Source organism: Nostoc sp. (assembly GCF_036919815.1).
GTDB lineage: Bacteria > Cyanobacteriota > Cyanobacteriia > Cyanobacteriales > Nostocaceae > Nostoc.
Genome location: NZ_JBALCE010000046.1, coordinates 1 through 22675, shown reverse-complemented (window position 1 = coordinate 22675; position 22675 = coordinate 1). Strand labels below are relative to the sequence as shown.

General features: G+C 40.6%; 23 protein-coding genes and 1 tRNA gene. 10 read left to right on the top strand and 14 right to left on the bottom strand.

Annotated elements, in window-relative coordinates; translation table 11 throughout:
- Positions 1–42: 42 nt before the first annotated feature.
- The 6 genes from V7K15_RS11910 to V7K15_RS11885 form a co-directional block, all read right to left on the bottom strand.
- Positions 43–294, bottom strand: coding sequence for an AbrB/MazE/SpoVT family DNA-binding domain-containing protein (locus V7K15_RS11910; RefSeq protein ID WP_334905709.1), 252 nt, complete (start codon positions 292–294; stop codon positions 43–45).
- Positions 295–396: 102 nt separating this feature from the next.
- Positions 397–2286, bottom strand: a complete 1890-nt coding sequence (locus V7K15_RS11905) for a Dynamin family protein (RefSeq protein WP_334905708.1) — start codon at positions 2284–2286, stop codon at positions 397–399.
- Between the two features lie 111 nt (positions 2287–2397).
- Positions 2398–2727 (bottom strand): GTPase, encoded by a 330-nt coding sequence (locus tag V7K15_RS11900; protein ID WP_334905707.1) that lies wholly within the window; start codon positions 2725–2727, stop codon positions 2398–2400.
- An 11-nt stretch (positions 2728–2738) separates the two neighbouring features.
- Entirely contained in the window at positions 2739–3203 is a 465-nt protein-coding gene (locus V7K15_RS11895) for a hypothetical protein (protein WP_334905706.1), read from the bottom strand.
- A 59-nt stretch (positions 3204–3262) separates the two neighbouring features.
- Complete coding sequence (locus V7K15_RS11890; RefSeq protein WP_334905705.1) at positions 3263–4333, bottom strand: hypothetical protein; 1071 nt, start codon at positions 4331–4333, stop codon at positions 3263–3265.
- A 341-nt stretch (positions 4334–4674) separates the two neighbouring features.
- The gene (locus V7K15_RS11885; protein WP_334905704.1) at positions 4675–4950 is read right to left on the bottom strand and encodes a hypothetical protein; all 276 of its coding nucleotides are present in this window, start codon (positions 4948–4950) and stop codon (positions 4675–4677) included.
- A gap of 344 nt (positions 4951–5294) precedes the next feature.
- Here V7K15_RS11885 and V7K15_RS11880 point away from each other — a divergent pair, with 344 nt between their 5' ends.
- From V7K15_RS11880 to V7K15_RS11870, 3 genes are all read left to right on the top strand, one after another.
- Positions 5295–5567, top strand: a complete 273-nt coding sequence (locus V7K15_RS11880; protein WP_334905703.1) for a hypothetical protein — start codon at positions 5295–5297, stop codon at positions 5565–5567.
- A gap of 159 nt (positions 5568–5726) precedes the next feature.
- Complete coding sequence (locus V7K15_RS11875) at positions 5727–5957, top strand: DUF433 domain-containing protein (RefSeq protein ID WP_334905702.1); 231 nt, start codon at positions 5727–5729, stop codon at positions 5955–5957.
- Positions 5954–6307 (top strand): DUF5615 family PIN-like protein, encoded by a 354-nt coding sequence (locus V7K15_RS11870; RefSeq protein WP_334905701.1) that lies wholly within the window; start codon positions 5954–5956, stop codon positions 6305–6307. The genes V7K15_RS11875 and V7K15_RS11870 overlap by 4 nt, the downstream gene beginning before the upstream one ends.
- Before the next feature lie 98 nt (positions 6308–6405).
- Here V7K15_RS11870 and V7K15_RS11865 read toward each other — a convergent pair.
- Both V7K15_RS11865 and V7K15_RS11860 read right to left on the bottom strand, forming a co-directional pair.
- Positions 6406–6479, bottom strand: a tRNA-Arg gene (locus V7K15_RS11865).
- A gap of 33 nt (positions 6480–6512) precedes the next feature.
- Positions 6513–7610: a tocopherol cyclase family protein gene (locus V7K15_RS11860; protein ID WP_334905700.1), complete on the bottom strand. Its 1098-nt coding sequence runs from the start codon at positions 7608–7610 to the stop codon at positions 6513–6515.
- A 36-nt stretch (positions 7611–7646) separates the two neighbouring features.
- On the opposite strand from V7K15_RS11860, the gene V7K15_RS11855 reads away from it, so the two are divergent.
- A complete protein-coding gene (locus V7K15_RS11855; protein ID WP_334905699.1) occupies positions 7647–8279 on the top strand; it encodes a J domain-containing protein in 633 nt (210 codons plus the stop codon).
- 14 nt (positions 8280–8293) lie between these two features.
- On the opposite strand, the gene V7K15_RS11850 is transcribed toward V7K15_RS11855, so the two are convergent.
- A complete protein-coding gene (locus V7K15_RS11850) occupies positions 8294–8425 on the bottom strand; it encodes a hypothetical protein (RefSeq protein WP_334905698.1) in 132 nt (43 codons plus the stop codon).
- On the opposite strand from V7K15_RS11850, the gene V7K15_RS11845 reads away from it, so the two are divergent.
- A complete protein-coding gene (locus V7K15_RS11845; protein ID WP_334905697.1) occupies positions 8399–9922 on the top strand; it encodes a DnaJ domain-containing protein in 1524 nt (507 codons plus the stop codon). The genes V7K15_RS11850 and V7K15_RS11845 overlap by 27 nt on opposite strands.
- Positions 9923–10215: 293 nt before the next feature.
- A complete protein-coding gene (locus V7K15_RS11840) occupies positions 10216–10908 on the top strand; it encodes a hypothetical protein (protein ID WP_334905696.1) in 693 nt (230 codons plus the stop codon).
- A gap of 582 nt (positions 10909–11490) precedes the next feature.
- On the opposite strand, the gene V7K15_RS11835 is transcribed toward V7K15_RS11840, so the two are convergent.
- From V7K15_RS11835 to V7K15_RS11820, 4 genes are all read right to left on the bottom strand, one after another.
- On the bottom strand, positions 11491–12324 hold the full coding sequence (locus V7K15_RS11835) for a metallophosphoesterase (RefSeq protein ID WP_334905695.1): 834 nt from the start codon (positions 12322–12324) through the stop codon (positions 11491–11493).
- Positions 12325–12471: 147 nt separating this feature from the next.
- Positions 12472–13302: a metallophosphoesterase gene (locus V7K15_RS11830; protein WP_334905694.1), complete on the bottom strand. Its 831-nt coding sequence runs from the start codon at positions 13300–13302 to the stop codon at positions 12472–12474.
- 252 nt (positions 13303–13554) lie between these two features.
- Positions 13555–13842, bottom strand: a complete 288-nt coding sequence (locus tag V7K15_RS11825) for a GmrSD restriction endonuclease domain-containing protein (RefSeq protein WP_334905693.1) — start codon at positions 13840–13842, stop codon at positions 13555–13557.
- Positions 13843–13965: 123 nt separating this feature from the next.
- Positions 13966–14238 (bottom strand): GlsB/YeaQ/YmgE family stress response membrane protein, encoded by a 273-nt coding sequence (locus tag V7K15_RS11820; protein WP_334905692.1) that lies wholly within the window; start codon positions 14236–14238, stop codon positions 13966–13968.
- A gap of 554 nt (positions 14239–14792) precedes the next feature.
- Between V7K15_RS11820 and V7K15_RS11815 the strand changes: the two genes are divergently transcribed.
- From V7K15_RS11815 to V7K15_RS11805, 3 genes are all read left to right on the top strand, one after another.
- Complete coding sequence (locus V7K15_RS11815) at positions 14793–15425, top strand: bifunctional 4-hydroxy-2-oxoglutarate aldolase/2-dehydro-3-deoxy-phosphogluconate aldolase (RefSeq protein WP_334905691.1); 633 nt, start codon at positions 14793–14795, stop codon at positions 15423–15425.
- A gap of 113 nt (positions 15426–15538) precedes the next feature.
- On the top strand, positions 15539–16054 hold the full coding sequence (locus V7K15_RS11810) for a L,D-transpeptidase (RefSeq protein ID WP_334905690.1): 516 nt from the start codon (positions 15539–15541) through the stop codon (positions 16052–16054).
- A gap of 566 nt (positions 16055–16620) precedes the next feature.
- Positions 16621–17145, top strand: a complete 525-nt coding sequence (locus tag V7K15_RS11805) for a L,D-transpeptidase (protein WP_334905689.1) — start codon at positions 16621–16623, stop codon at positions 17143–17145.
- A 374-nt stretch (positions 17146–17519) separates the two neighbouring features.
- Here the strand turns inward: V7K15_RS11805 and infC are convergent, their stop codons facing one another.
- On the bottom strand, positions 17520–18053 hold the full coding sequence (gene infC, locus V7K15_RS11800) for a translation initiation factor IF-3 (RefSeq protein ID WP_334905688.1): 534 nt from the start codon (positions 18051–18053) through the stop codon (positions 17520–17522).
- 316 nt (positions 18054–18369) lie between these two features.
- Between infC and V7K15_RS11795 the strand changes: the two genes are divergently transcribed.
- The coding region (locus V7K15_RS11795) for an nSTAND1 domain-containing NTPase (protein WP_334905687.1) at positions 18370–22675 on the top strand (4306 nt) is incomplete at its 3' end.

The following is a 22675-nucleotide window of genomic DNA, read 5'->3' as shown; positions in this document are numbered from 1 at the left end:
TGGTAAGAATGTCGAGGATAACGTTGCTGTCTACCAAGACGGTCATTGATTGTCGTCGCTGCGGGTGAGGGTCATGATTTGGTCAGTGGTGAGGCTTCCAGCAGCGCAACTCCGTATGGTGTCAATCCAGGTTGAGATTTTATCGATAGGTTGTATTTTCTTGAGGTAGAGGCGATCGCCTTCGATTTCAAACGCTAATTCTACGTCGGGAGAAATGTTTAGCACCTCTCGGATTTCAGGAGGGATGGTAATCTGACCGTCAGGTGTAATCCGCATAGTGTGTTTGTTGTTCAAGCGTTCTTATGTCCTCATGTTAATGTTGAAGTCTTTAGCTAATAGCTCCCCTGCATTTCTATTTTCCAGATTTCCCACTATTTTAATCGTCTCACAAGATGATTAAAATGAATAAGCACGCCTTGTGTTCTCGTAGGTGATGGAGATTTTTAATGCTGTAGATAATTGGCGCAAGCGATCGCTAACTTCTAAGTTAGACTCTTGCGATCGCAATTCTGGTGGTATCTCTGCCAACAAAAGCGGATTTTCTTGCAACCATTCATTATGGGCAATCCCCGTCCATGTGCCTTGCTTTTCCCTAAAACTATCAATCAAGCCCTTGAGTTCTTGAATGCAGTACGATTCAAAACCTGCTGCTTCAAAAATTGCAGCACGCAAGTATTCTTCAAAAGCATTGATATCATTTTCAACTTCAAATGTTACATCATCTTGGGGAGATTTAAATTCCCTGGAAACATCTATAGTAATTTGTGTGACAACATTAATAATAGGTGCTACGATTCCTTGTATTCCTAAAACTTGTTGCCTTGTCTCAGGATTATAGAGTAATTTATAACCATATTTTGCATATCTTTTAAGAACTTGAAAAGCGGGTTCTTCTCCCATGTAATAGTTATCAACTATTTCAATGTCTACACCAAGGCTCTTAGCAATTTTATCGCGGGCATCGCTATTAAGTGGAGCGCGAATTAATACTTCTGCAACCGGACGGGCAAAACGTAAAAATAGCACACTTAAGCTATTTTCTAGCTTAGATAAAAAGTATTCTTCCGATTTATCAATTAATCTTTCTTTTACTTGCTTGCTGCCCCACAATAATGTTGTCATGTATTCGACTAAATTTAATGCCTCATCTTTCAATTCCAGAGCGAGTTGTCGGGCTATGGAAGATAAAAGTTTGCTAATGTCGGCGTATAAATCTTCACGCCAAGCGAAATTAGCTTTCATGCGGTCAAACTGTGGGAATGAGTTAGCAGCAAAGATAATATCTTTTTTTATAAATACTTCTGCTTTCAGTTTTTGAATTTCACTAGCGACAATTTGTAGATATCTCTCTTTAAATTTTGCGAGGCTGGTTGCAGAATTCGCCGTTAAATTATCGAGATAGTTATTGGCAACAGAAGAGTCATAAAATTTTTGGAGATCAGCTTTCTTCTCTTCCCATCTATGATTCCACCATTCGCTAAATAAAACTCGCCTACGGTCTTCTTGAAATCGTTTTGCTTCTTCAGGGTTTTCAGGATAACGTTTGCTAACTAAATTATAAATTTCTTCCGAGGTAGTTAAGATTGTATTTATAGAAGCCTCGCATCTCTTTTTTAAGATAAATACACGTTCAGTATTAATATAATTAAATATTTTTTCTTTTATTTCGGGAATTCCAGTACCTTTCTTATTTAAAGTTTCCTCATCGATAATTCCAGTTAATCTTTTTAACTGGGCTTCGATATTACTTGCGTCACCAATCTCTAACCTTGTCTGTTCTCCAGCTAATCCATTCAAAACTAGATATGCTCCCGCCGAACCATATATAATACGTTCCTGTGGAAGTTTGGCACGTCTAAACCAATCTTGAGATGCTTCTTCAATATGAGTTTGAAGTGCTTCTGGAGTAGCTAACGAGTCAATACGACTTAAAAACACAAAAAGTTTATCAGCAACGGTAATGTTTTTATCACCAAGTTCTGTGAATTTGATGATTTCTAGTTCCTTCTCTCTCAGGCTAGTAAAACGCTGTACTAATATTACAGCATCGCAATCTGACAGCATTTCCTTGGCTTCGTCAACGTGCTTTGCTAAACCTGAATCTAAACCAGGAACATCATAAAATACAATACCTTCAGCTTGGGCAAGTTTGTTAGTATAAAGTCTCGCTTCTAAAACAGCATGAGCATACTTTTCATCTGCTACATACTTCTTGAGTGATTCCCTAATATCATCTAAACGAGTAAATGGAAAAGTCCGATTACCTTCTTTTATTACTTGCTGCAAAGTAATTTCATTTTCTCGGATAGTTTTGATATCTTCTTGGGCTTTTGCTGTTTCAAGCTCGTTTAATAAATTGATAAATTGTTCTTCTGTTTTCGCTTGTACTTCAAGCTTTTACTGGGTGTCATTTTCAACCGAATAAATTTGCGTTGTTGTAAATGTATACCTTCCTCCCTTGGCTGGAAGTAAATCACATTCTAACCAGGCATTAATAAAAGTACTTTTTCCCGCTTTTTCTAAACCGACAACTGCAATGCGAAACTCTCGCTTTTTCAGCCTTTCAAGTTGACGACGGGCTGGTTCTGCTTCTTGTAACAGTATTGCTTTTAATTGAGATGGAATTTCGGCTTGAGGTAAATTAGCTAAATTAACCGCGTATCTCTGTACGTTTAGAGCTTCACTTAAACGGGCCTCATAGTAAGAAGATGCTGTTTTCCAATCCATTTGAATAGCCCTTAAATACGGTTAAATTTTTCTAATCCAGATATAGATAGATATTTCAGGCAAGCTAGTTCTATAATATTTGCTGATCCATAATGAGGCAAATTTCTCTTTAAAATATATGGGATTTTTTTTCCAATCATATCTTCACCATCAGAAATATTAATTCTGACGTAGACTTCTCTTTGTTCGCTCACAGTTTTGATATCTTCAGTTGTCGTTTCTATACGTTCAAAAATGTCATCTGCTTCGTCAATATCTGTACATAAAAAATATGAAGCATTATCTATCAATCTTTCTATATTAGAGATATTAATTGGCTCCTTTTCTCCTAAGTTTTTTAACGCCGATGCTGGTACGATGAGACACAATCCCACAGGAGAATTTTGTCGCTCTGGAGAAATATTTAATCGCTGCTTTTTCCAAGGATTAATTTTTTGCAAGTTGTTTTTTAATCCTCTTTTTATCTTTTCTATCATGTCATTGTTTTTTTATATTGATAAATTCTATTCAATTCATAAGGCAATTATAAATTTAGCTAAATTTTATCAAAATGCTCTAATTTATAAAACTCTTCTGCTAGATTTTTAGCTTTTTGTTTCATGGGCTGCCATACTTTTTTTCGTTGTTCATAATCAGTAGTAATTTCTTGATTTGCTTTATCAAGTCTTTCCTGATATCGGTCAATAATATCATTTTGAATTTTATCTACATTTTGTTTTAGAGAATCAATCTGTTGTAGTATCCAACCTGCAACTTGATTTGCTCTTTCTGACTCTTTCTCTCTCGCTTGAATTATCCAACCCATAAGTAAATCTTCTGTACTAGGTAGTTTAGCATTATCACTAGAGCGTTTTTCATATTTCGTTTCATAAATTGTTTTCTTTCCTAACCATAATTTATACCAAACCCTTTTTCTTGTTTCAACCTTTATTTCTTCTTGCCAGCTTCCTTGTGTAATAGCAAATTCTGTTTTAAACTGAAAACTAAATGTAAGCTTAGTATCAACTTGATTAAGTTGTGAGTCAGGGAATTTAATCACTATATTAGGTGCAATATCATTTGCTTTTTTTTCAATATAGGATAAATGACAACGTAACAATTCAGCTACAGCATCGTAAATTCTGTTTAATTCTTGCGTAGATATTTGCTTTATTACATCCCCTATAATAATGTTGAGATGGATAGATAATTCGTTCAATTCTTCATTTACTTCTTTGAGTTTATTTTTCTCTTCCTCTGTTTTTGCTTCCATCGTTTTACCTTCTTTAGCAACAGAATTTGTGTAACCTAAGTTAATCAAACGGTTTAAGTTTCTTCTTAGTAAATTAACATTTGCAGCATTTGCTTTTTTTAAATTGGGACTGTCTAAATCTACTTTTCCAATTTCTAAAGACTTTGCTACCGCGTCCAAGACTTGGTTGATTCCTTTTTTAAATTCAAATTCCCATAAAAAAAATGGAGATAATTTATCTCCTAATTCATTATATGGTTCAACATTATGGAATTCTTCCAGCTTTTTTTTTAGATGGGATATCAAATCATCCTCTGACTTTTTTGCTATAACTTGTTTAATCTTGGCACTTACTTCTTCAAACGGTGTTTTCAAAATTGTGTTCCTAATTTCTAGGAAGCGCTTCAGTGATAATCTAAGTTTTGATATATTTTCACATTCTTGTTGATAGCGTTCTTCTGAACTATTAAGAATGGCTGTTGTTGTCTGTAAAGCCCACTCTGTAATAGCATTCCCAGCAGCAACATTAAAACGTTCTATAGCTTGAGGAATAACTAACCGGGGAAAATGTTGACTAATATGCTCTTTTAAGGATTGCTGAAATTCTTCTGCATAAGACTTTTGCCATAACGCATCAGCAACCCTATTTCGGTCATATCTAGACCATCTTTCTGTTTTAAATGGAAGGTCTTCTAATATATTTTCATCAATTAATCCTAAAAAATTATTTCGTGCTTTTTTAGATGCTTCTGCACTATATATTTCATCATATTGGTAGTTCCTGTTGTCGCAAGGGTAAGAGTAGGATTTTGAAGCTCATCTATTAAATTATCAATAGCTATCTCTAACTTGTCAGAAAGTTCTTGTACTTCGGCGTGATATGTATCTGGCAAATGCTCAGATATTTCGGTAGAAAAATTATGCCAATATTTAGAGAGAAGTTGGGCATTTTGTTCTACATCTTCAAATACTTTGTATAACTTATTGCTCATTTTAAAACCTATTGCTAATTTTTTTAACTACAGAATTTTTAGTTTCTGTATACTTCTAATAAATTTCAGTTTTATTTAGTTAATGTGTAGCTAGATTTGAGTAGCTTCGCTATTTCTTTATAATCGGAAATAAAGTGAATAGCTTACGTATTTACACGTAATTGTACTTTTAAAGGATTTATATTTTTTATGATTATACGTATATTGAGAGCAACATGATTTATTGCTTACTACTAGGCCGTCAGTTTCACTTCTGGCGGCTCCGCATTTTCTATCAGTTGCTTCTGGCTTACAATTTTGTTCTAAGATCGAATCAGAAATCGGATACAGAAAAGGTTGATTTTATGCCTTGTCCCAACCTCAGCCGCGAAGAAATTGCTCAACATGGGGAAGAACTTTACCAGCAGAATATCCGTACCCAAGTCGAAACAGCAGATAATATCGGCAAAATCATTGCAATTAACATCACTACAGGTGATTACGAAATCGATAACGATTTCATTGTGGCTTGTCATCGGCTGCAAGCTAAACAGCCAAACGCAATCATTTGGACAGAGCAAATTGGCTATGATGCTGTTTATGCTGTCGGTGGTACGTTGGTTAGGAATGTGGATTAAATAAACTGCAAAACTTGGTTTAAAGACTTTTAAATAGCAGGTTAGCCGATGAGCAAGAATTGTAAGTTAATAAATCCACGTTCCTTAACGTCTAAGCACACCCTCCGAGAAGGGCGTACCGCGTCAGATATTAATCATCTATCCAAATAATCTTAATTCATGCAAAAAATCGTATCCGATCCAAAAATAATGATGGGCAAACCTGTCATTTTAGGAACTCGCATTACAGTTGAATTAATTCTCGAAAAGCTTGCTGCGGGTGAAACACCTCAGCAAATACTCGAAGCGCATCCGCGACTTAGCGATGAAGGAATTAAAGCAGCTTTGGCATTTGCGGCTCAAGCTTTGCGGTATGATGTGGTTTATCCAACGATTGAGAAAGCTTCTTGAAGTTTTTAGGGGACGAAAATTTAGATTGGCAAATTGTTGAACGTCTGCGTTTTGATGGTCACGAAGTTTTGTATATTGTAGAAATGGAACCAGGAATTGGTGACGATGAAGTTTTAACCTTGGCTAATAGTGAAGGTACAATTCTATTGACATCAGATAAAGATTTTGGTGAGTTAGTTTTCCGTTTGCGTCGAATCGCAGCAGGTGTCGTGTTAATTCGGTTATTCGGTTTATCTCCAGATGATAGAGCAGAAATTATTGCCAATGCCATTAATCAACATGCAGATGAATTATTAGGAGCTTTTACTGTTATTTCATCTAAAAGTATTCGCATTCGTAAAATGACATGATGTAGAAAAATTAAAAGAGGCGTTTTCCAGCGACTACGATAAAAAATAAAATCCCTATGACCTGCTATTAGTCAAGGTCTTAGGGATTTTTTTACTTACGGGACTAGTGCGGCTCGAACGCACGACCTGACGCTTAGGAGGCGTCCGCTCTATCCAACTGAGCTACAGCCCCAAATAGGAAGCATATATAATCATAGCAGGAGTTTTAGCGAGATTGCCAACAATTATCCCAAGAACCGCCGCCTACTTCTAAACCACAAAGAAAACTTTCTGCTTTCAGGATTATTTGAGATTTTCTGCCATTTAATTCTCGTAACTCTAAATTTAACTTTCCTTGCATGGTGTCTCGGCAACAATATCTTAAACCTTCCTCTGTGGGCGCACGCAGAGGTGTACCAGGTAAATCCGTGGTTCCTGTCAATTCAATTTCGTAATTTGAATTACGAGCTTTCATTTGCCATCTACCCCAAGGCTGAATTTCCCAGTCTACTTGTGAATTCCAGGGAACAAATTCATAAAACTTGCCTTGATAGTGCAAGCCAATCATCGCTACAGATTCCATCCACCACAGCACACCCCGCCGTCCACCGCCAGCAGTTAATGCTAAGTCGGGTTCACCCTCAAATAAATTACAATTTATCCAAAACCATTTTTGGGGAAAAGCACCACCCCAATTTTTCTCGCCGTAGGCTGGGGCGTTGGTGAATTCGTAGATTTTGCCATTCCAGTCAATCTTCCCACTAGCTAAACCGTGAGCCATCAAAATTTGCCATCCAGGTTCAAAAATCTGCAAGAATGACACCCATCCTGCGGTTGATTGCTGAATGCTATTTTGATTGCCCCAACCGTATACTGGTTGAATTTCATAGTCCCAACGGCAATAATTATTGGTGGCGCGTTCGCGGATAATTCCCTGATTCAAGGTGGCTGTGGCTTGATATCCTTCTTGAATATGATGCTCAAACTCTGCTGGCAGTAGGTATAAAGGAGAAACTTGCAAATCCGTTTTACCCCAATGACCTAAACCCAAAACATCTCGACTACCCCAAAATTTGTTCACATCAGGAAAAGTACGGCATAAATACTCATCATCCGGGCCAAGGATTTGGGCTGCACCGCCGCTATGGGGTTTACCGCCGATGGGGTCTTCAATGGAGTACATAAAGGCGAATGTTTGCCCAATTTCCGGCAAAGTGACGCGGTAATACCAGCCTTCAAAGAAGCGGCGACTACTACCATCCCAGTGATAACCAGAATGGGGCGTTTGAGTTGATTGGAGAAAATTTAGGGGAATAGTTAACATAGGTTTATATAGTTGCCGATTTTTTCAGTATGCGCGATGTCTAACGACAAGCCACAAAGGCGTCTACGCCTCGATATCAATTATGCTTATGAAATTCTGGGGCTAGAACCAGGTGCGTCGCCAGCACAAGTGAAGCGAGCTTACCGTCAACTGGTGAAAATTTGGCATCCCGATCGCTTTCTTGAGCAAAAGCAAAAACAGGAAGCTGAGGAAAAAATCAAATCAATCAACGCAGCTTACAACCAGCTTAAATCCGAAAGCCCATCCGAGCCTCCCACTAGTGAAAATCCATCTTCATCTTCGCCTACAAATCCCCCAAAAATATCTGTCAATCGTTGGGATGCAGAAACTTTCTATACTGAGGGAGTAGAGAATGCTACACAAGGAAGATATGAGGATGCGATCGCAGATTTTACCCACGCAATTCGTCTCAATCCTTACTATATTGACGCATATAAATATCGTGGGCTAGTTTGCTCTCAACTGGGATACGAATATAGAGCCGCTTCAGATTTAAATAAAGCTGTACAAATAGAACAAGAATTAATAAATCCGGGCGCTACGCCTACATCACGGTCAGCTAGATATACATCAAAACCTAGACCTCTGATAAAAAGATTTTGTCAGAGGCTAAAAAGTTTACTGCGGCTAAATCGGCGTTGGAGATGAGAAGCGAATATAGTTTAAGACGCTTCAGATGGCGACACCATATCTGGTGTTAGTTCATACTTATATTTGGGAATACTAAGTGTACTAATATTTGCTGCTAATTTCTTAGTATTCCTAGTATGAGCGATCGCTTTGATATAAATCATGTTTACAATATTCTTGGGTTAAAACCAGGTGCATCTGTTGATGAGGTCAAGCAAGCTTATCGCCAGATGGCTAAGACTTGGCATCCAGATTGTTTTCTGGAACCGCAGCAAAAGCTAGAAGCAGAAGAAAAAATCAAAGAAATTAATCAAGCTTATGGAAGGTTAAAATCTTATCAGCCAAATGAGATAAATCAATCTGCTTCCACTTCGACCAAAATTGATTTCACTCCATCCAATGCTGAAGGTTTCTATAAACTGGGTATGGTGAAAGCTCAAAAAGGAAAATATACTGAAGCAATTGAAGACTTTAGCAAAGCAATTCGTCTTAACCCAAACTACTTTGAAGCATATAAATACCGAGGGCTTGCTTGCTCGAAACTCGGATATGAAAATAGAGCTTGGTCAGATTTGAAAAATGCCAGAGAACTGGAATTAAAACAGGAAAAAGCACCACCCAAACCGACATCGCCACCGCCAAAGCCAGCAACGCCGCCACCCAAATCTGCATCGCCACCCCCAAAGTCAGCAACGCCGCCACCACCACCCAAACCGACATCGCCACCGCCAAAGTCAGCAACGCCGCCACCCTCTGAATCACAATCTCAACCTTCAGCGTGGAAATGTATACACACTCTGACTCATCTGAACTGGGTTTTTACAACTGTAATCAGTCCAGATGGGCAAACTCTGGCTAGTGGAAGTACTGATAAGACTATCAAAATTTGGCATCTCGACACAGGTAAATTGCTACATACTCTCACTGGACATACAAAATGGGTAAGATGTCTTGCCTTTAGCCCAGATAGTCAAACTCTGGTTAGTGGCAGTGATGACAGCAGCATGATGATTTGGGAAGTGTCTACAGGTAAATTACTCAACACGCTCAAAGTACATTCAACCCCAGTTTTTTCTGTAATCATTAGTCCAGATGGTCAGACTATGCTGAGTGGCGGTAGAGACACTACTATCAAGATTTCCCATATAGAGATGGGACAATTGCTGCACGTCCTCAAAGGTCATTCTTACTTGGTTTACTCCCTTGCCATTTGCCCAAAGCAGCAGATTTTAGTTAGTGGTAGTGCAGACAATACCATTAAGCTGTGGAATTTGAAGAGTAGAAAACTGCTGCAAACTATCAACGGGCATTCAGGTTGCGTGACTTGTGTCGCCATTAGCCCTGATGGACAAATTTTAGCTAGTGGCAGTTATGACCAGACTATCAAGTTATGGAACATCAATACAGGTAAGCTAATTAACACACTTGCCGGACATCATAATTATGTTTGCGCGATCGCTTTTAGCCCCGATGGTCAGCATCTCGCTAGTGGTAGTGCAGATCATACGGTGAAACTATGGGATATTAACACCCGACAAAATCTTTATACTTTGGATAACCATTCAGATTGGGTTAACTCTGTCGCTTTCAGTCCTGATGGCAAAACTTTGGTTAGTGGTAGTCGAGACATGACAATCAAGCTTTGGCGCTGCGATGTCTAACGAGAAATTAAAAATTTAGATGATTTCAGTAAATTGCTAGGTTTTGTATAAAAACATCAGATAATAGCTTAATAACATCCATCTTTGGGATACTTTTTCTTTAGATTAAGTATTAACTCCTTAGAAATAGAGCCACTTGCTGATCACAGAGGTTATACTGAAAACTCCCAACACTTGAGTAGCAAATAAAACTGATATTTATCAGCGACATACATTTTTGGACTCATTAAAACCTCTCGTTTTTACAAAGCTTTAGTTTCTCAATATCGTATCAAGGAGTTAAATCAACAGTTATGCCTATTCCTACCAATAAAGGCGAAAGTGAAAATAGTGAAGTCAAGCAAGAGTCTTACACTGATAGTAATGGTGATACTCACACCCATGTGACACGAACCACTGAAACATCTAAGAACAACACACCTGATCCCAGCTCTTACCAAAAAGGTTACGTACAAGGTCGAAATACTGAGCATGGCAATCTGCAAGCTGATTTAGCCGAGCGTGATAATAATAATGCCAATGGTGGTTTGGTGTTGGGTATTATTATTACTTCCGTGCTTGCTTTGGTTATAGGTGGGGTCTGGTACTTCAGCCAGCAGAATAATGCACCCGTTAACAATATTGTGCCAGTCGTAGTTCCTGTACCGAGTAAGAGTAGTCCAACTCCTAGTGCATCTGCTCAACCACGAACGACAATCATCGAAAGAACCAGAGAAGTACCTGTTGTTGTTCCTGTTCCTGTTCCACAACAGCAGGTTACACCTCCATCTGCACCTCGCCAACCGAATATTAACATTACTGTTCCACCCCAGCAGCCTGCGGCAGAAAAACCACCTGTAACCCAGCCAACCCCGAAAGTGATACCAACTCCGACGGCGAGTCCAACTAGTACTACTCCGACTTCGCAGAACAAGGACGATGCTTCTACTAGTACTGTCGCTCCAGGTACCAAAAGTGATACTTCTAAAACCACTCCACCTCAATAAGTAGACCAGTCAAACAGTGAATCTAATGGCAGTTCTGCTCAATAATGGCTTCTAAACTTTCAACCCACTTGATATCCTGGCATTAACGCCAACATATCAAGTGGGACAATTTTTTAATCAATATTTCGGAATTGTTGCGATAAATTAATGGTATTTAAGTTTAGTAAAGATGTGGTGTAGCTGAACAAACATAGGCTAGATTAAGAGCAAGGTACAAACAGGTTAAAAGTTAAACAAAAACTTTCAAGTTAGAGCCTGTGCCTCCTGCTCTAATGTTCTTGCGTAGGCATAGCCCGTCGTAGACATTGCTCTGAAATTGTGGCATCCATTGAATGTATTTTTACCTTGAGTTCAATGAGTCGTTTTGGAGGTTTGAGAACGCACAGCAAAGAATTTGCCTAACTTCAAATGTCAGGATGTGCAATTCTGAGTATAGCGAGCGCAAATGCTGTCCACCTTAGTTAGTTGAGTTATTTACTTCTGAATTCTCCAATCTTCAAGAAACCGCCCCAAGCTGCTGATATTTATCCATCGTAGCTTCCGGCGGTTTCTGCTTTGAGTTAATTAAAAAGCTCAGAATTGTTAATCACTAATTAAGGTAATCACAGTCACTTCTGGCGGACAAAATAAGCGTCCTGGTTTATAAGTTCCTAAACCCCGATTGACGTATAGTTGATTTTTTTCCACTTTGTGAAACCCTTGCGCCCACTCCCAATATCGCACTACTTTAGAACAGTCTCCGAGGAAAAATGTTAGCCAACGCCGTAATTTTTTGGGAATTTGTTTGAGGAGCTTTTTATAATAGAATACTACAGGGCCAATGCCCGGAATGACGATGTGACCACCGTGGGTATGACCAGATAGTTGCAAATCTACGCGCCATTGTTGTAATATCTTGGCTGTATCTGGGTTATGGGATAAAACGATGCGGGGTGTAACGGAGTCTAGTTGATTCATGACTGGTGCAGGGTAAAATTCCCGTGACCAATAATCAGCTAGTCCTACCAATGGTAATTCTTTTCCTAATGGATAGGCGATTTCATTCCAAAGTACATGTACCCCAATGCTAGTTAACGCTTGTGTAACTTCTGCTTTTGAGTGGCTGTAATAGATATCGTGATTACCAAGTACGGCGTAGATGCCATAGCGACTTTGCAGATGTTTGAGTCGAAGTACCAATTGGTGAATCGGCGTGGGATCGTCAGTTACGTAGTCACCAGTTAATAGAATTAAATCTGGTTCAGCTTCGTTAGTAAGTGCGATCGCTTTTTCTAACATATCTTCCGACAGCCGCAAACCATCGTAGTGAAAATCTGACAACTGCACTAACGTTGTACCTTGTAAAGATGCTGGAAGTTCCGCAATCTTAACCGTTATTTTATCTACTCTTAAATGTCCCGTAAACAACCAATGCATAAGGCAACCGATACTCCTCATACCAGCGTTTACAGCTTACCAAAAATTAAAATACAACTTGAGTAACTGCAATAATTTATGTCACAGACTCCAGATACAATTAATTGAAATCGCTGAATTTAGTTATCGGGTTTTCCTTCTGGCTTCTCATTCACCTTGTAGCGTGATTATAGTAACTTCTGGGCGGCAAAATAAACGTCCTGGGAGGTAAGTTCCCAAACCCCGATTGACATATAGCTGATTTTTTCCTAGCCGATGGAAACCCTGTGCCCATTCCCAATGGCTGACTACAGAAACATTGACTTGCAAAAATGGGACTCGACGCCGCACTTTTCTAGGTATTCTTTTTACAAGCTTTTCGTAAAAAAACATTGCAGGCCCAATTCCCGGAATCACGATTTGACCACCGTGAGTATGACCAGATAATTGTAAATCGACTCGCCAGGATTGTAATATCTCCGCAGTATCTGGGTTGTGGGATAAAACGATGCAAGGTGTATCGGGGTTTAGCTGGTTCATGACTGGTACAGGATTAAATTCCCGTGACCAACTATCCGCCAGTCCAACGAGTGGTAATTCTTTTCCTAGTGGATAGGCAATTTCATTCCAAAGGACGTGAATTCCAACGCTAGTAAGGGCATCTGTAACTTCTGCTTTTGCGTGTCTGTAATGTATATCATGATTGCCAAGAACAGCATATATACCACTGCGACTTTGCAGATGTTTGAGTCGAAGTGCCAGTTGGTGAATTGGCGTGGGATCGTCAGTTACGTAGTCACCAGTTAATAGAATTAAATCTGGTTCAGCTTCGTTAGTAAGTGCGATCGCTTTTTCTAACATATCTTCCGATAGTCGCAAACCATCGTAGTGAAAATCTGACAACTGCACCAGTTTCTTACCTTGTAAGGATGCAGGCAACCCTGCAATGTTAACCGTCAATTCTTCTGTACTCAACGGCCCAGATAACAACCAATGCATAAGACGTTTAATAAACCTTAATCATAGCGCTTACAGCTTAACTGAACATTATTGCTTTGTGTGTAGCGACCAATGCAACTTATTGAAAATTTTATGAAAGTTGGAAATTTTAGCGTATTTATACTTATTTAAATCCAAAATAAATTTACTATTAATTTACGTTAAAAATACTACTTGCTTTAGGTTGGGTGTGCAATCGCTTTCCAGATTCCTGTATAATTTAGAGTGCGATCGCACTCTCAGAAACTACTGCTATAAACGCCAAACTTCTTTGAGTTTATAAATTAGGTGTTTCTGCCGCTTGTTGATGACTTCAGGTGTCCATTCCTGTTCCATCAACACTTGAGTAGTCAATGCAAAAGGTGAAACTGTTTTACTAGTAAAGTATATCTGTTTCTTTTTAGCAAAGTCATAGTTTTGGGCTTCGCTGTTTTTCTTACGAGATAGCAAAAGTAAGTTACCTAAAAGGTGTACGAAATTTCCCCGTTCTTTCTGGTCAGGGAACCACTGCACCCACACACTATTTATTATTTTATTCATCAGTCATTAAAAAAACAGCGCCAGCCTGTAATTAGGCTGGCGCTATTTTTTATTTAATTCAGAAATAACAATAGTTAGATGAATTGGCTAAATCTTCCTCATTCATTAACTGCGACTTTGTTTTTATGCAGCACTGCGGTTAGTTATTAAGTTCCACACGAAAACCGCAATAATTGCACCAAGAACTGCTAGCGCAATACCAGGAATGCTAAGACTAGGAGCTGCTAAAGTTAATGTTCCCGTACTGAAGAAGACACCTAAACTACCGCCAACAAAAGCACCGATAACTCCTAGCAAGATTGTTCCTAGAATTCCGCCACCTTGATGACCAGGGTAGATAGCTTTTGCGATCGCACCAGCAATTAAACCTAAAACAATCCAAGCAATAATATTCATTGTTATTAATTTCGTAGACTTTTCTTACCCACGAGTACATATTATCAATCTTAATCTGTTGACTACATCTACCATCAGAATTAATTATTTATATCCATAAGGAATACCCTAATTGCTACTAGGTTTTTTGATATCCCCTCTATTGAGGTAGACAATCAATTAAAAAAAGCTCCTAGTAGGTCTTGAACTAGGAGCGTATCAAATTATTGCTTGGTAATTGGAGTATATACCTTTTAATTAGCTCGCTCCTCTACTAGAAGAATTAAGCTTAATTTTCAAAGACTGTCTCTAAAGTAATGTAAAGGAAGCAAAATCAGGCGATATCTAGGATGGGCGCTCTTAAATGGGCGTGAATAATTAAAGGTTTATAGTAAAAGCTGAAGCCCTTACTACAAGCCAGTTTAAGTATTTTACATTACGTAACTTAGTTTGATTAATTCTTACCTGCTTAGTTGTAGCAACCTTCTTACCAAGATTCCCCACTTGGGCATCGCCAGGATAATTGAAAATTAGGTATTAGGAAAACTATTCTCTAGTCCCCATTCTCAGTTAAAATGCCTAATCAAATTTGGTTATCACAGTTGCAAAAACATCGAGCGATCGCAGTCATCCGCGCCCCGAAAATCGAACTGGGACAGGAAATGGCAATGGCTGTAGCATCTGGGGGAATGCAGTTAATTGAGATTACCTGGAATAGCGATCGCGCTGGGGAATTAATCAGTCAACTACGCTCACAATTACCAACCTGTACCATTGGTACTGGTACACTATTCAATGTGCAGCAGCTACAATCTGCGATCGCATCTGGGGCGCAATTCCTCTTCACACCCCATCTTGATTCGGCAATGATTCAAGCAGCACAACAAAAAGATGTACCGATCATCCCAGGAGCGCTGACTCCTACAGAAATTGTTACCGCCTGGAGTCAGGGCGCTAGTTGTGTAAAAGTGTTTCCTGTGCAAGCATTGGGAGGGGCTGATTATATCAAAAGTTTGCAAGGGCCGCTGGGTGAGATTCCCTTAATTCCTACTGGCGGCGTGACTCTGGAAAATGCCAAAGAATTTTTAGAAGCAGGAGCGATCGCTGTCGGTTTGAGCGGTGGATTATTTCCGAAAAAGCTTGTCACAGAGGGAAATTGGGAAGCGATCGCATATAGGGCAAGAAAGCTGATGCGACAGTTAGCTTAACTTAGAATCAAATCATCAAAAACTCACGTCTATTAAAGTAGTAGATAGGGAAATAAAGGTGAAAACTGATAAGTTTCCCAATACCCGATGATTTGAGTGTGAGTGTATCTAAAATGAAAAAACTGATTTATCCTGACTGGGTGCGTTGCTTACAAATACTCCTCACTGGTACAGCACTGTCCTTAAGTGTTTTTACTACTACTGAAACCAGTGAAGTTTGGGCGAATTCCAAAAATGAAGTGATTGCACAAACAATCCAGATATTACAACAATCGGATCAGCGCTGGATTCAAATTAATCTTTCAAAGCAACGATTAATAGCTTGGGAAGGTGACAGAGTTGTTTATGGAAGCGCTATTTCCTCTGGCAAAAAATCCACTCCTACTCTTATTGGTACTTTTAAGATTCAATCAAAGTTCAAAACTACACAGATGCAGGGGGAAAACTACAATGTTCCCAACGTTCCTTATGCAATGTTTTACCAAGGTAATTACGCTATTCACGGAGCTTACTGGCGTAAGACATTTGGTACTCCAGTCAGCCACGGCTGTGTGAATATAGCACCTAAACATGCTAAATGGCTATTCCAGTGGGCATCAGTAGGGACACCAGTAGTTATCCAGAAATAGTAGGTGAAGCAGCTAAAAAGCAATTTAGGTAAAATCATAAATAACAACAAATCAAGACAATTAAGTAATTCCCAGCATAAAATCTTGCTGGGAATCTTCGGAGTCGGAATTACTGAACTTGAAATAAAATATAGAAGAGGGCATTAAACAATTTGCCCAAAAAAATAAGCGTAAATCCTGACAATTCCTCTGTGAAGTTACAAATGCAAATAAGAATTCGGGAAAAGTTTGCATTTAGGTATTTAAATGACAGATTTTTTGTAACAGTTGTCCTTTGTAATTAGTCATTAGGAATGTGGATTAAACAAAATGCAAAACTTCTGTTTCGCAGGGTGCTTTACGCACCCTGCGAAAGTTGCTCTTGATTAAATCCATGTTCCTTAGTGAATAACAAATGACAAATGTGCAAATTGGACGCAGATTAGCTTAGAACTTGTCTTGAGAAGCATTAGCGGATGAATTGCGTAAATCCTCCACAGAAAGCGAGTAGTCGATCTGGAAATTTGTAGTGTTCCAGAAAATTACTTCACTTGATGATTTTTGCGTAGTTTAGAAGATGAAGCATAATGCAAACCTGGATTAGCAGTGGTGCAATTCGTTCCTCTGGAACTTTTTGTACAGGCGTGGCGCTGATGGTGCTGACTTTATTTTCTTGGTCATCACCGTTAACAGGTACACCCAACTCGACTACAGCAACAGCCACGTCAATCGATGAAAACAATATCAGGCAAACATCCCAATCTCGCTGGATTGAAATTGACCTGTCAGAGCAACGCTTACGTGCGTGGGAAGGTAAAAGACTTGTTTATTCATACCGAATTTCTGGAGGTAAGCGATCGACTCCCACACCCATAGGCAGATTTCGGATTAATTCTAAGTATCGCACTCACCGGATGCGAGGTAGCGGCTACAACATTCCTGACGTTCCTTACACAATGTATTTCTACAGAGGCTATGCCATCCACGGTGCTTACTGGCATAACCGTTTTGGGACTCCAGTCAGTCACGGGTGCGTAAATTTACCTGTTAAGCAAGCTCACAATCTTTACAGATGGGCTTCAACAGGAACTTTAGTAGTGGTGCGGAAATAATTCGTAATTCCTAATTAAGCTGTCGCGTCTGTAATAGGACTTATATCATGTCCGCTTGATTACTTATTAAACCCGAAGAACCCCAAAGAGCCAAAGCTACGCTTCGTCTCCCCTCCCCGCTTGCGGGGTGGGGTGCAATGACTGTGGGAATCATAAGCTAATTATTCGGACATGATATTACGCAAAACTACACGCACTCTGGGGCAATTCATGTAGCTTTAGCTTTCCGCAGGGTATTGCCCCTAAGAAGAAAATCACGTATGACAAATGTGGGACGAAAAGGCATGTTGCATGCATCCAAACGAAAAATGAAAAAATCCCCTAGCTAGACACTCAGGGGATTTTCAAACTTGGTCTATTAAATAGTTAGAGGATTATTTTTTAGGTGAGATGAGCATCATCATGTTTCGCCCTTCTTTTTTTGGCGCTTGCTGGAGCTCACCATAAGGCTCCAAATCTGTTGCCATTCGCTTGAGCAAATCTTCTGCTAGGTCGCTGTGTTGAATTTCTCGACCCCGGAACATCACAGTGGCTTTGACTTTATCGCCATCTTTTAAAAAGCGCTCTGCTTGCTTAACACGCACGTTATAGTCGTGTTCTTCTATTTTGTAGCGCATTTTAACTTCTTTGACATCAGCCGTGTGCTGCTTTTTCCGGGCTTCCCGCGCCTTTTTTTCCTGCTCAAATTTGTATTTCCCGTAGTCCATAACCCGACAAACCGGCGGGTCAGCTTTGTCACTGATTAGCACCAAATCTACCTCTTTTTCTTCTGCTAGTTGCAGTGCTTCCTGTGGGGGCATAATTCCCAGTTGGGCACCGTCAGTGTCAATAACCCGAATTTTTGGGAAGCGAATTCGTTCGTTAATTGGAGGCAGTTCGCGAGTTCTTTTCTTCTCAATCACAGCCATTATGATTTCTGGAATCTGTTAATGAAGGATTTGGTGTGGTCTAAATTGGTATGCCTCAGAGGCAAAATACTGAAATAACTCAGGACGTGAAAAAATAGTCTACACTTCTAGGGTAGCTAATTCAGAAAAGAGTTGCATCGTTGAATTTGTGATTCTACTCACTCTGAGAGAATTTCTCTGCAACATTTAATCTAAATTACACAATCTCGACTCATGTTAAATATTATTACAATTATTAACCTTGCACTTGAGGGTAAGGCGGGATAGGTTGACTCAATGTTCAAACCTGCACATAAGTCTAGATTGAGATTAGCTTATGACCGACTCAGCACACCCACTTGAAAATAACCTTGTAAACAACGATGTCTACGACGGGCTACGCCTACGCTCACTGCAACAATTGGCTTGGGGGATTGAGGCGAGTTTGGGGCAGTTTAAGCTGATTTTGGCACGGTGTAATTATGCCAGCTGGCGCGATCGCCTGATCCAAAAATTGGGTGAAATCTGTGAAGTCGAAATTCAGCTTTTGGTGGTGCAGCAATCTCGCCGGACGCTTTATACTGCGATTCGGGAGGAGTTTGGGGAGGAAGTACCAGCTTGCGTGATGGTTGTGGGTTTGGAGACAGTGCAGGATTTAACTGTGATGTTAACTTCTGCTAATCAGGTGCGGGAGGAGTTTCGCAAGAACTTTGCTTTTCCCTTGGTGTTGTGGATTGATGATCAAATCTATAAGCAACTGATACAGCTGGCTCCTGATTTAGAGAGTTGGGCGATTACGAGGAATTTTGCGATCGCTAAACATGATTTAATAACTTTACTCCAACAAGTTGCGGATCAATATTTTAGCAATACCCTAACCCTGAATCTAGATGCTTATTTAGTCTTAGAAGCAGAATTAGCAGCAGCCCAGAGAGAATTACTCCATGATGCAGAGATTTCTCAAGAGGTAAAGGCTAATTTAGCATCATTGTTGGGTTTGGCAACACAGGTTAATAATAAAATCAATGTGGCGCTGGAACATTATCAAGTAGCTCTGGCGCTTTGGCAGCAGCTTAATAATCTAGAACGATGGGGTAAAACCCTCGCTGATATTGCTTTTTGCTATTATCTCAAAGCTTTTAAACATCAAGATATTACTCATCCAGATTGGCAAGCTACTCGGCATTATCTTCTGGAATATATTAGCTTTTTAACTGAGGCTGAACGCCCAGATTTAATTGCTAATTTCATCTTGAAATTTGGGATTTTCCTGTGTGATTTACAAGAGTGGAAACAGTTAAAAAGTCTGGCGCGACAAGCATTAAAAATACATCAGGCTAATAATCAAACCATAGAATTAGCTAAAGATTATGGTTTTTTAGCTGAGGTAGCTTTAGCTGAAGAACGCTGGTTAGAAGCAAATCAATTTGCACAGCAAGCCTTGAATCTAGGAGCGCCTAGCCCTGCTACTCTCCCAGGACAAAAGGTTGTCGTCTCCAATGATTTGAGTCTCTATCGGTTTATTTTGGCTCGTTCTCAATGTCATTTAGGTGACTACCAAGAGGCAATTCGTAACTTAGAAACTGCAAAAGATATCAGCAATCCACTAACAGATTTAAGGCTTTATCTGAAGATTCTTAGTCATTTGCAAAAGCTTTACTTTCAGCAAAAAGCATATCTCCCAGCATACGAAATGAAGCAGCAGCAGCGTTCTGTCGAGCAGCAATTTGGTTTGCGGGCGTTTATCGGTGCTGGGAGATTGCAAGCGACAAAACAGTTAGGGGCGCAAGGTCTTGCACCTTTAAGGATTGATAATAAAGATAGTATTGCCCCAGAAATCGCTGCATCTGGTCGTCAATTGGATGTAGAACGTTTAATTGAACGCATCGGTCGCCCAGACAAAAAGTTGATCGTAATTTATGGGCAATCAGGTGTAGGTAAAAGTTCTCTAGTGAATGCGGGACTCATACCAGCTTTAAAGAATAAAGCAATAGGTATTCAAGATAATTTACCTGTAACGATGCGCGTTTACACCAACTGGGTGGAAGAGTTGGGGCGGCTTTTGATAAGAGATGAGGCGGATGTAGCTTTAGCTTTCCTACGGAACGCTACGCGAACCCGCAGGGTGGGGGATGAGGAGGATGAGGGAGAGTTAGAACTTCAAGTTTCGACCTCGGAACCTCAACCTTCGACCTCTGAACTTGGAAGTTCGACCTCGGAACTCGGAAGTTCGACCTCTGAACTCGGAAGTTCGACCTCTGAACTCGGAACTTCGACCTCGGAACTCGGAAGTTCGACCTCGGAACTCGGAACTTCGACCTCGGAACTCGGAAGTTCGACCTCGGAACTCGGAACTTCGACCTCTGAACTTGGAAGTTCGACCTCTGAACTCGGAAGTTCAGCCTCTGAACTCGGAACTCCGACCTCAGAACTCCGTTCATCCACCTCAAATACTCAAAATCCCCACTCCTCATCCCTAACTCCTAACTCCTCACTCCTAACTTCTAACTCCTCACCCCTAACTCCTAACTTCCTAATTTCCCAACTACGCGAAAATGAACAGCGCAACCTCCGCACCGTCCTAATTTTTGATCAATTTGAAGAATTTTTCTTTGTTTACACCGAACCCAAGCAAAGGCAGGAGTTTTTTGAGTTTCTGGGAGAGTGTCTCAATGTTCTCTCGGTGAAAGTGATTCTGTCGTTGCGCCTGGATTACCTGCCTTACTTGCTGGAGTGCAATCGTTTCTCCGGCATGAGGATTATTGGCAATGACATTCTCAGCACTAATGTCCTCTACGAGTTGGGGAACTTTTCACCCAATGATGCTAAGTCGATTATCCAGTGTTTAACAGAGAAAGCTAATTTTCAGTTACAACCTGCTTTAGTTGAGCAACTGGTGCTGGATTTAGCCGGGGAATTGGATGAAGTGCGTCCCATTGAGTTACAGGTAGTGGGGGCGCAACTGCAAACGGAGAACATCGTAACTCTGGCAGAATATCAGCAGCGTGGCACTAAAGACGAATTGGTTAAGCGTTATTTGGATGAAGTTGTTAATGATTGCGGTGTTGAGAATCAGCAGGTGGCGGAATTATTACTATATTTGCTCACTGATGAAAAAGGAACTCGCCCTCTGAAGACTCGCGCCCAGTTGGAACGCGATTTGCTCTCGTATTTCTCGGAGATCCCCCCAACCCCGCTTAAAAAGGGGGGCTATATTTCTTCTACCCCCTTTTTAAGGGGGTCGCCACAGGCGGGGGGATCGAAGGATCACGTTTTTGAAGCGAGTAAATTAAATTTGGTTTTAGAGATTTTTGTCAAATCTGGCTTGGTGGTTTTGTTACCAGAGAATCCTTTTGACCGTTATCAACTGGTGCATGACTATTTAGCTTTGTTTATTCGCCAGCAACAGCAGCCGAAGTTAAATGAGTTAATGGCGGAAGTGGATAAGGAAAGAAAGCAACGCCTGCTAGCTGAAGAGGAGCTAAAACAATCAGAACAGGCTAAGACAATTTTGGCAGACGCTAACCGAAAGGCAACACAGCGGATTCGTTTTGGCTCAGGAGTACTGTTTATATCTTTGGTTTTAGCAGGAATTGCCGGAGTGCTGGCAAATCAAGCATCTCGCCTCAGTGAAGAAGCGCAGACAGGCACAAGGTTAGAACGACAAGGAATCACAGCTTGGCAAAACTTTTCATCACAAGAAATAGAACCATTACTGTCAGCCATGCAGGCTGGTCAAGAGTTGCAAAAACTAGTCAAAGATGGTCGCCCACTAGAAGAATATCCAGCTGCTAGCCCCCAGTTAGCTTTACAGACAATTCTTGACAACATTCACGAACGAAATCAACTCAAAGGGCATACCGGCAGTATCATCAACGCCAGTTTTAGTTTAGATGGCAAACGCATTCTCACCGCCTCAGCAGACAACACCGCGCGGGTGTGGGATATTTCCGGTAAGCAAATCGCCGAACTCAAAGGGCATACCAAACCTGTCAACAGCGCCAGTTTTAGTTTAGATGGCAAACGCATTCTCACCGCCTCAGCAGACAACACCGCGCGGGTGTGGGATATCTCCGGCAAGCAAATCGCCGAACTCAAAGGGCATACTAGCTATGTCAACAGCGCTAGTTTTAGCCCGGATGGCAAACGCATTGTCACCGCCTCAGCAGACAAGACCGCGCGGGTGTGGGACATTTCCGGTAAGCAAATCGCCGAACTCAAAGGGCATACTAGCTATGTCAACAGCGCTAGTTTTAGCCCGGATGGCAAACGCATTGTCACCGGCTCAGCAGACAAGACCGCGCGGGTGTGGGACATCTCCGGTAAGCAAATCGCCGAACTCAAAGGACATATCAGCTATGTCTACAGCGCCAGTTTCAGCCCGGATGGCAAACGCATTATCACCGGCTCAGCAGACAACACCGTGCGGGTGTGGGATATTTCCGGTAAGCAAATCGCCGAACTCAAAGGGCATACCCAAGCTGTCAACAGCGCCAGTTTTAGCCCGGATGGCAAACGCATTCTCACCGCCTCAGCAGACAACACCGCGCGGGTGTGGGATATTTCCGGTAAGCAAATCGCCGAACTCAAAGGGCATACCCAAGCTGTCAACAGCGCCAGTTTTAGCCCGGATGGCAAACGCA

Bases quoted from the DNA above. Each gene is read 5' to 3' on its own strand.
- V7K15_RS11855 (WP_334905699.1), top strand. From the start codon at position 7,647: ATGTCTAACGACAAGCCACAAAGGCGTCTACGCCTCGATATCAATTAT.
- V7K15_RS11830 (WP_334905694.1), bottom strand. From the start codon at position 13,302: ATGCATTGGTTGTTATCTGGGCCGTTGAGTACAGAAGAATTGACGGTT.
- infC (WP_334905688.1), bottom strand. From the start codon at position 18,053: ATGGCTGTGATTGAGAAGAAAAGAACTCGCGAACTGCCTCCAATTAAC.
- V7K15_RS11810 (WP_334905690.1), top strand. From the start codon at position 15,539: ATGAAAAAACTGATTTATCCTGACTGGGTGCGTTGCTTACAAATACTC.
- V7K15_RS11815 (WP_334905691.1), top strand. From the start codon at position 14,793: ATGCCTAATCAAATTTGGTTATCACAGTTGCAAAAACATCGAGCGATC.
- V7K15_RS11900 (WP_334905707.1), bottom strand. From the start codon at position 2,727: ATGGATTGGAAAACAGCATCTTCTTACTATGAGGCCCGTTTAAGTGAA.
- V7K15_RS11820 (WP_334905692.1), bottom strand. From the start codon at position 14,238: ATGAATATTATTGCTTGGATTGTTTTAGGTTTAATTGCTGGTGCGATC.
- V7K15_RS11850 (WP_334905698.1), bottom strand. From the start codon at position 8,425: ATGATTTATATCAAAGCGATCGCTCATACTAGGAATACTAAGAAATTA.
- V7K15_RS11885 (WP_334905704.1), bottom strand. From the start codon at position 4,950: ATGAGCAATAAGTTATACAAAGTATTTGAAGATGTAGAACAAAATGCC.
- V7K15_RS11825 (WP_334905693.1), bottom strand. From the start codon at position 13,842: ATGAATAAAATAATAAATAGTGTGTGGGTGCAGTGGTTCCCTGACCAG.
- V7K15_RS11840 (WP_334905696.1), top strand. From the start codon at position 10,216: ATGCCTATTCCTACCAATAAAGGCGAAAGTGAAAATAGTGAAGTCAAG.
- V7K15_RS11835 (WP_334905695.1), bottom strand. From the start codon at position 12,324: ATGCATTGGTTGTTTACGGGACATTTAAGAGTAGATAAAATAACGGTT.
- V7K15_RS11880 (WP_334905703.1), top strand. From the start codon at position 5,295: ATGCCTTGTCCCAACCTCAGCCGCGAAGAAATTGCTCAACATGGGGAA.
- V7K15_RS11875 (WP_334905702.1), top strand. From the start codon at position 5,727: ATGCAAAAAATCGTATCCGATCCAAAAATAATGATGGGCAAACCTGTC.
- V7K15_RS11860 (WP_334905700.1), bottom strand. From the start codon at position 7,610: ATGTTAACTATTCCCCTAAATTTTCTCCAATCAACTCAAACGCCCCAT.
- V7K15_RS11845 (WP_334905697.1), top strand. From the start codon at position 8,399: ATGAGCGATCGCTTTGATATAAATCATGTTTACAATATTCTTGGGTTA.
- V7K15_RS11805 (WP_334905689.1), top strand. From the start codon at position 16,621: ATGCAAACCTGGATTAGCAGTGGTGCAATTCGTTCCTCTGGAACTTTT.
- V7K15_RS11895 (WP_334905706.1), bottom strand. From the start codon at position 3,203: ATGATAGAAAAGATAAAAAGAGGATTAAAAAACAACTTGCAAAAAATT.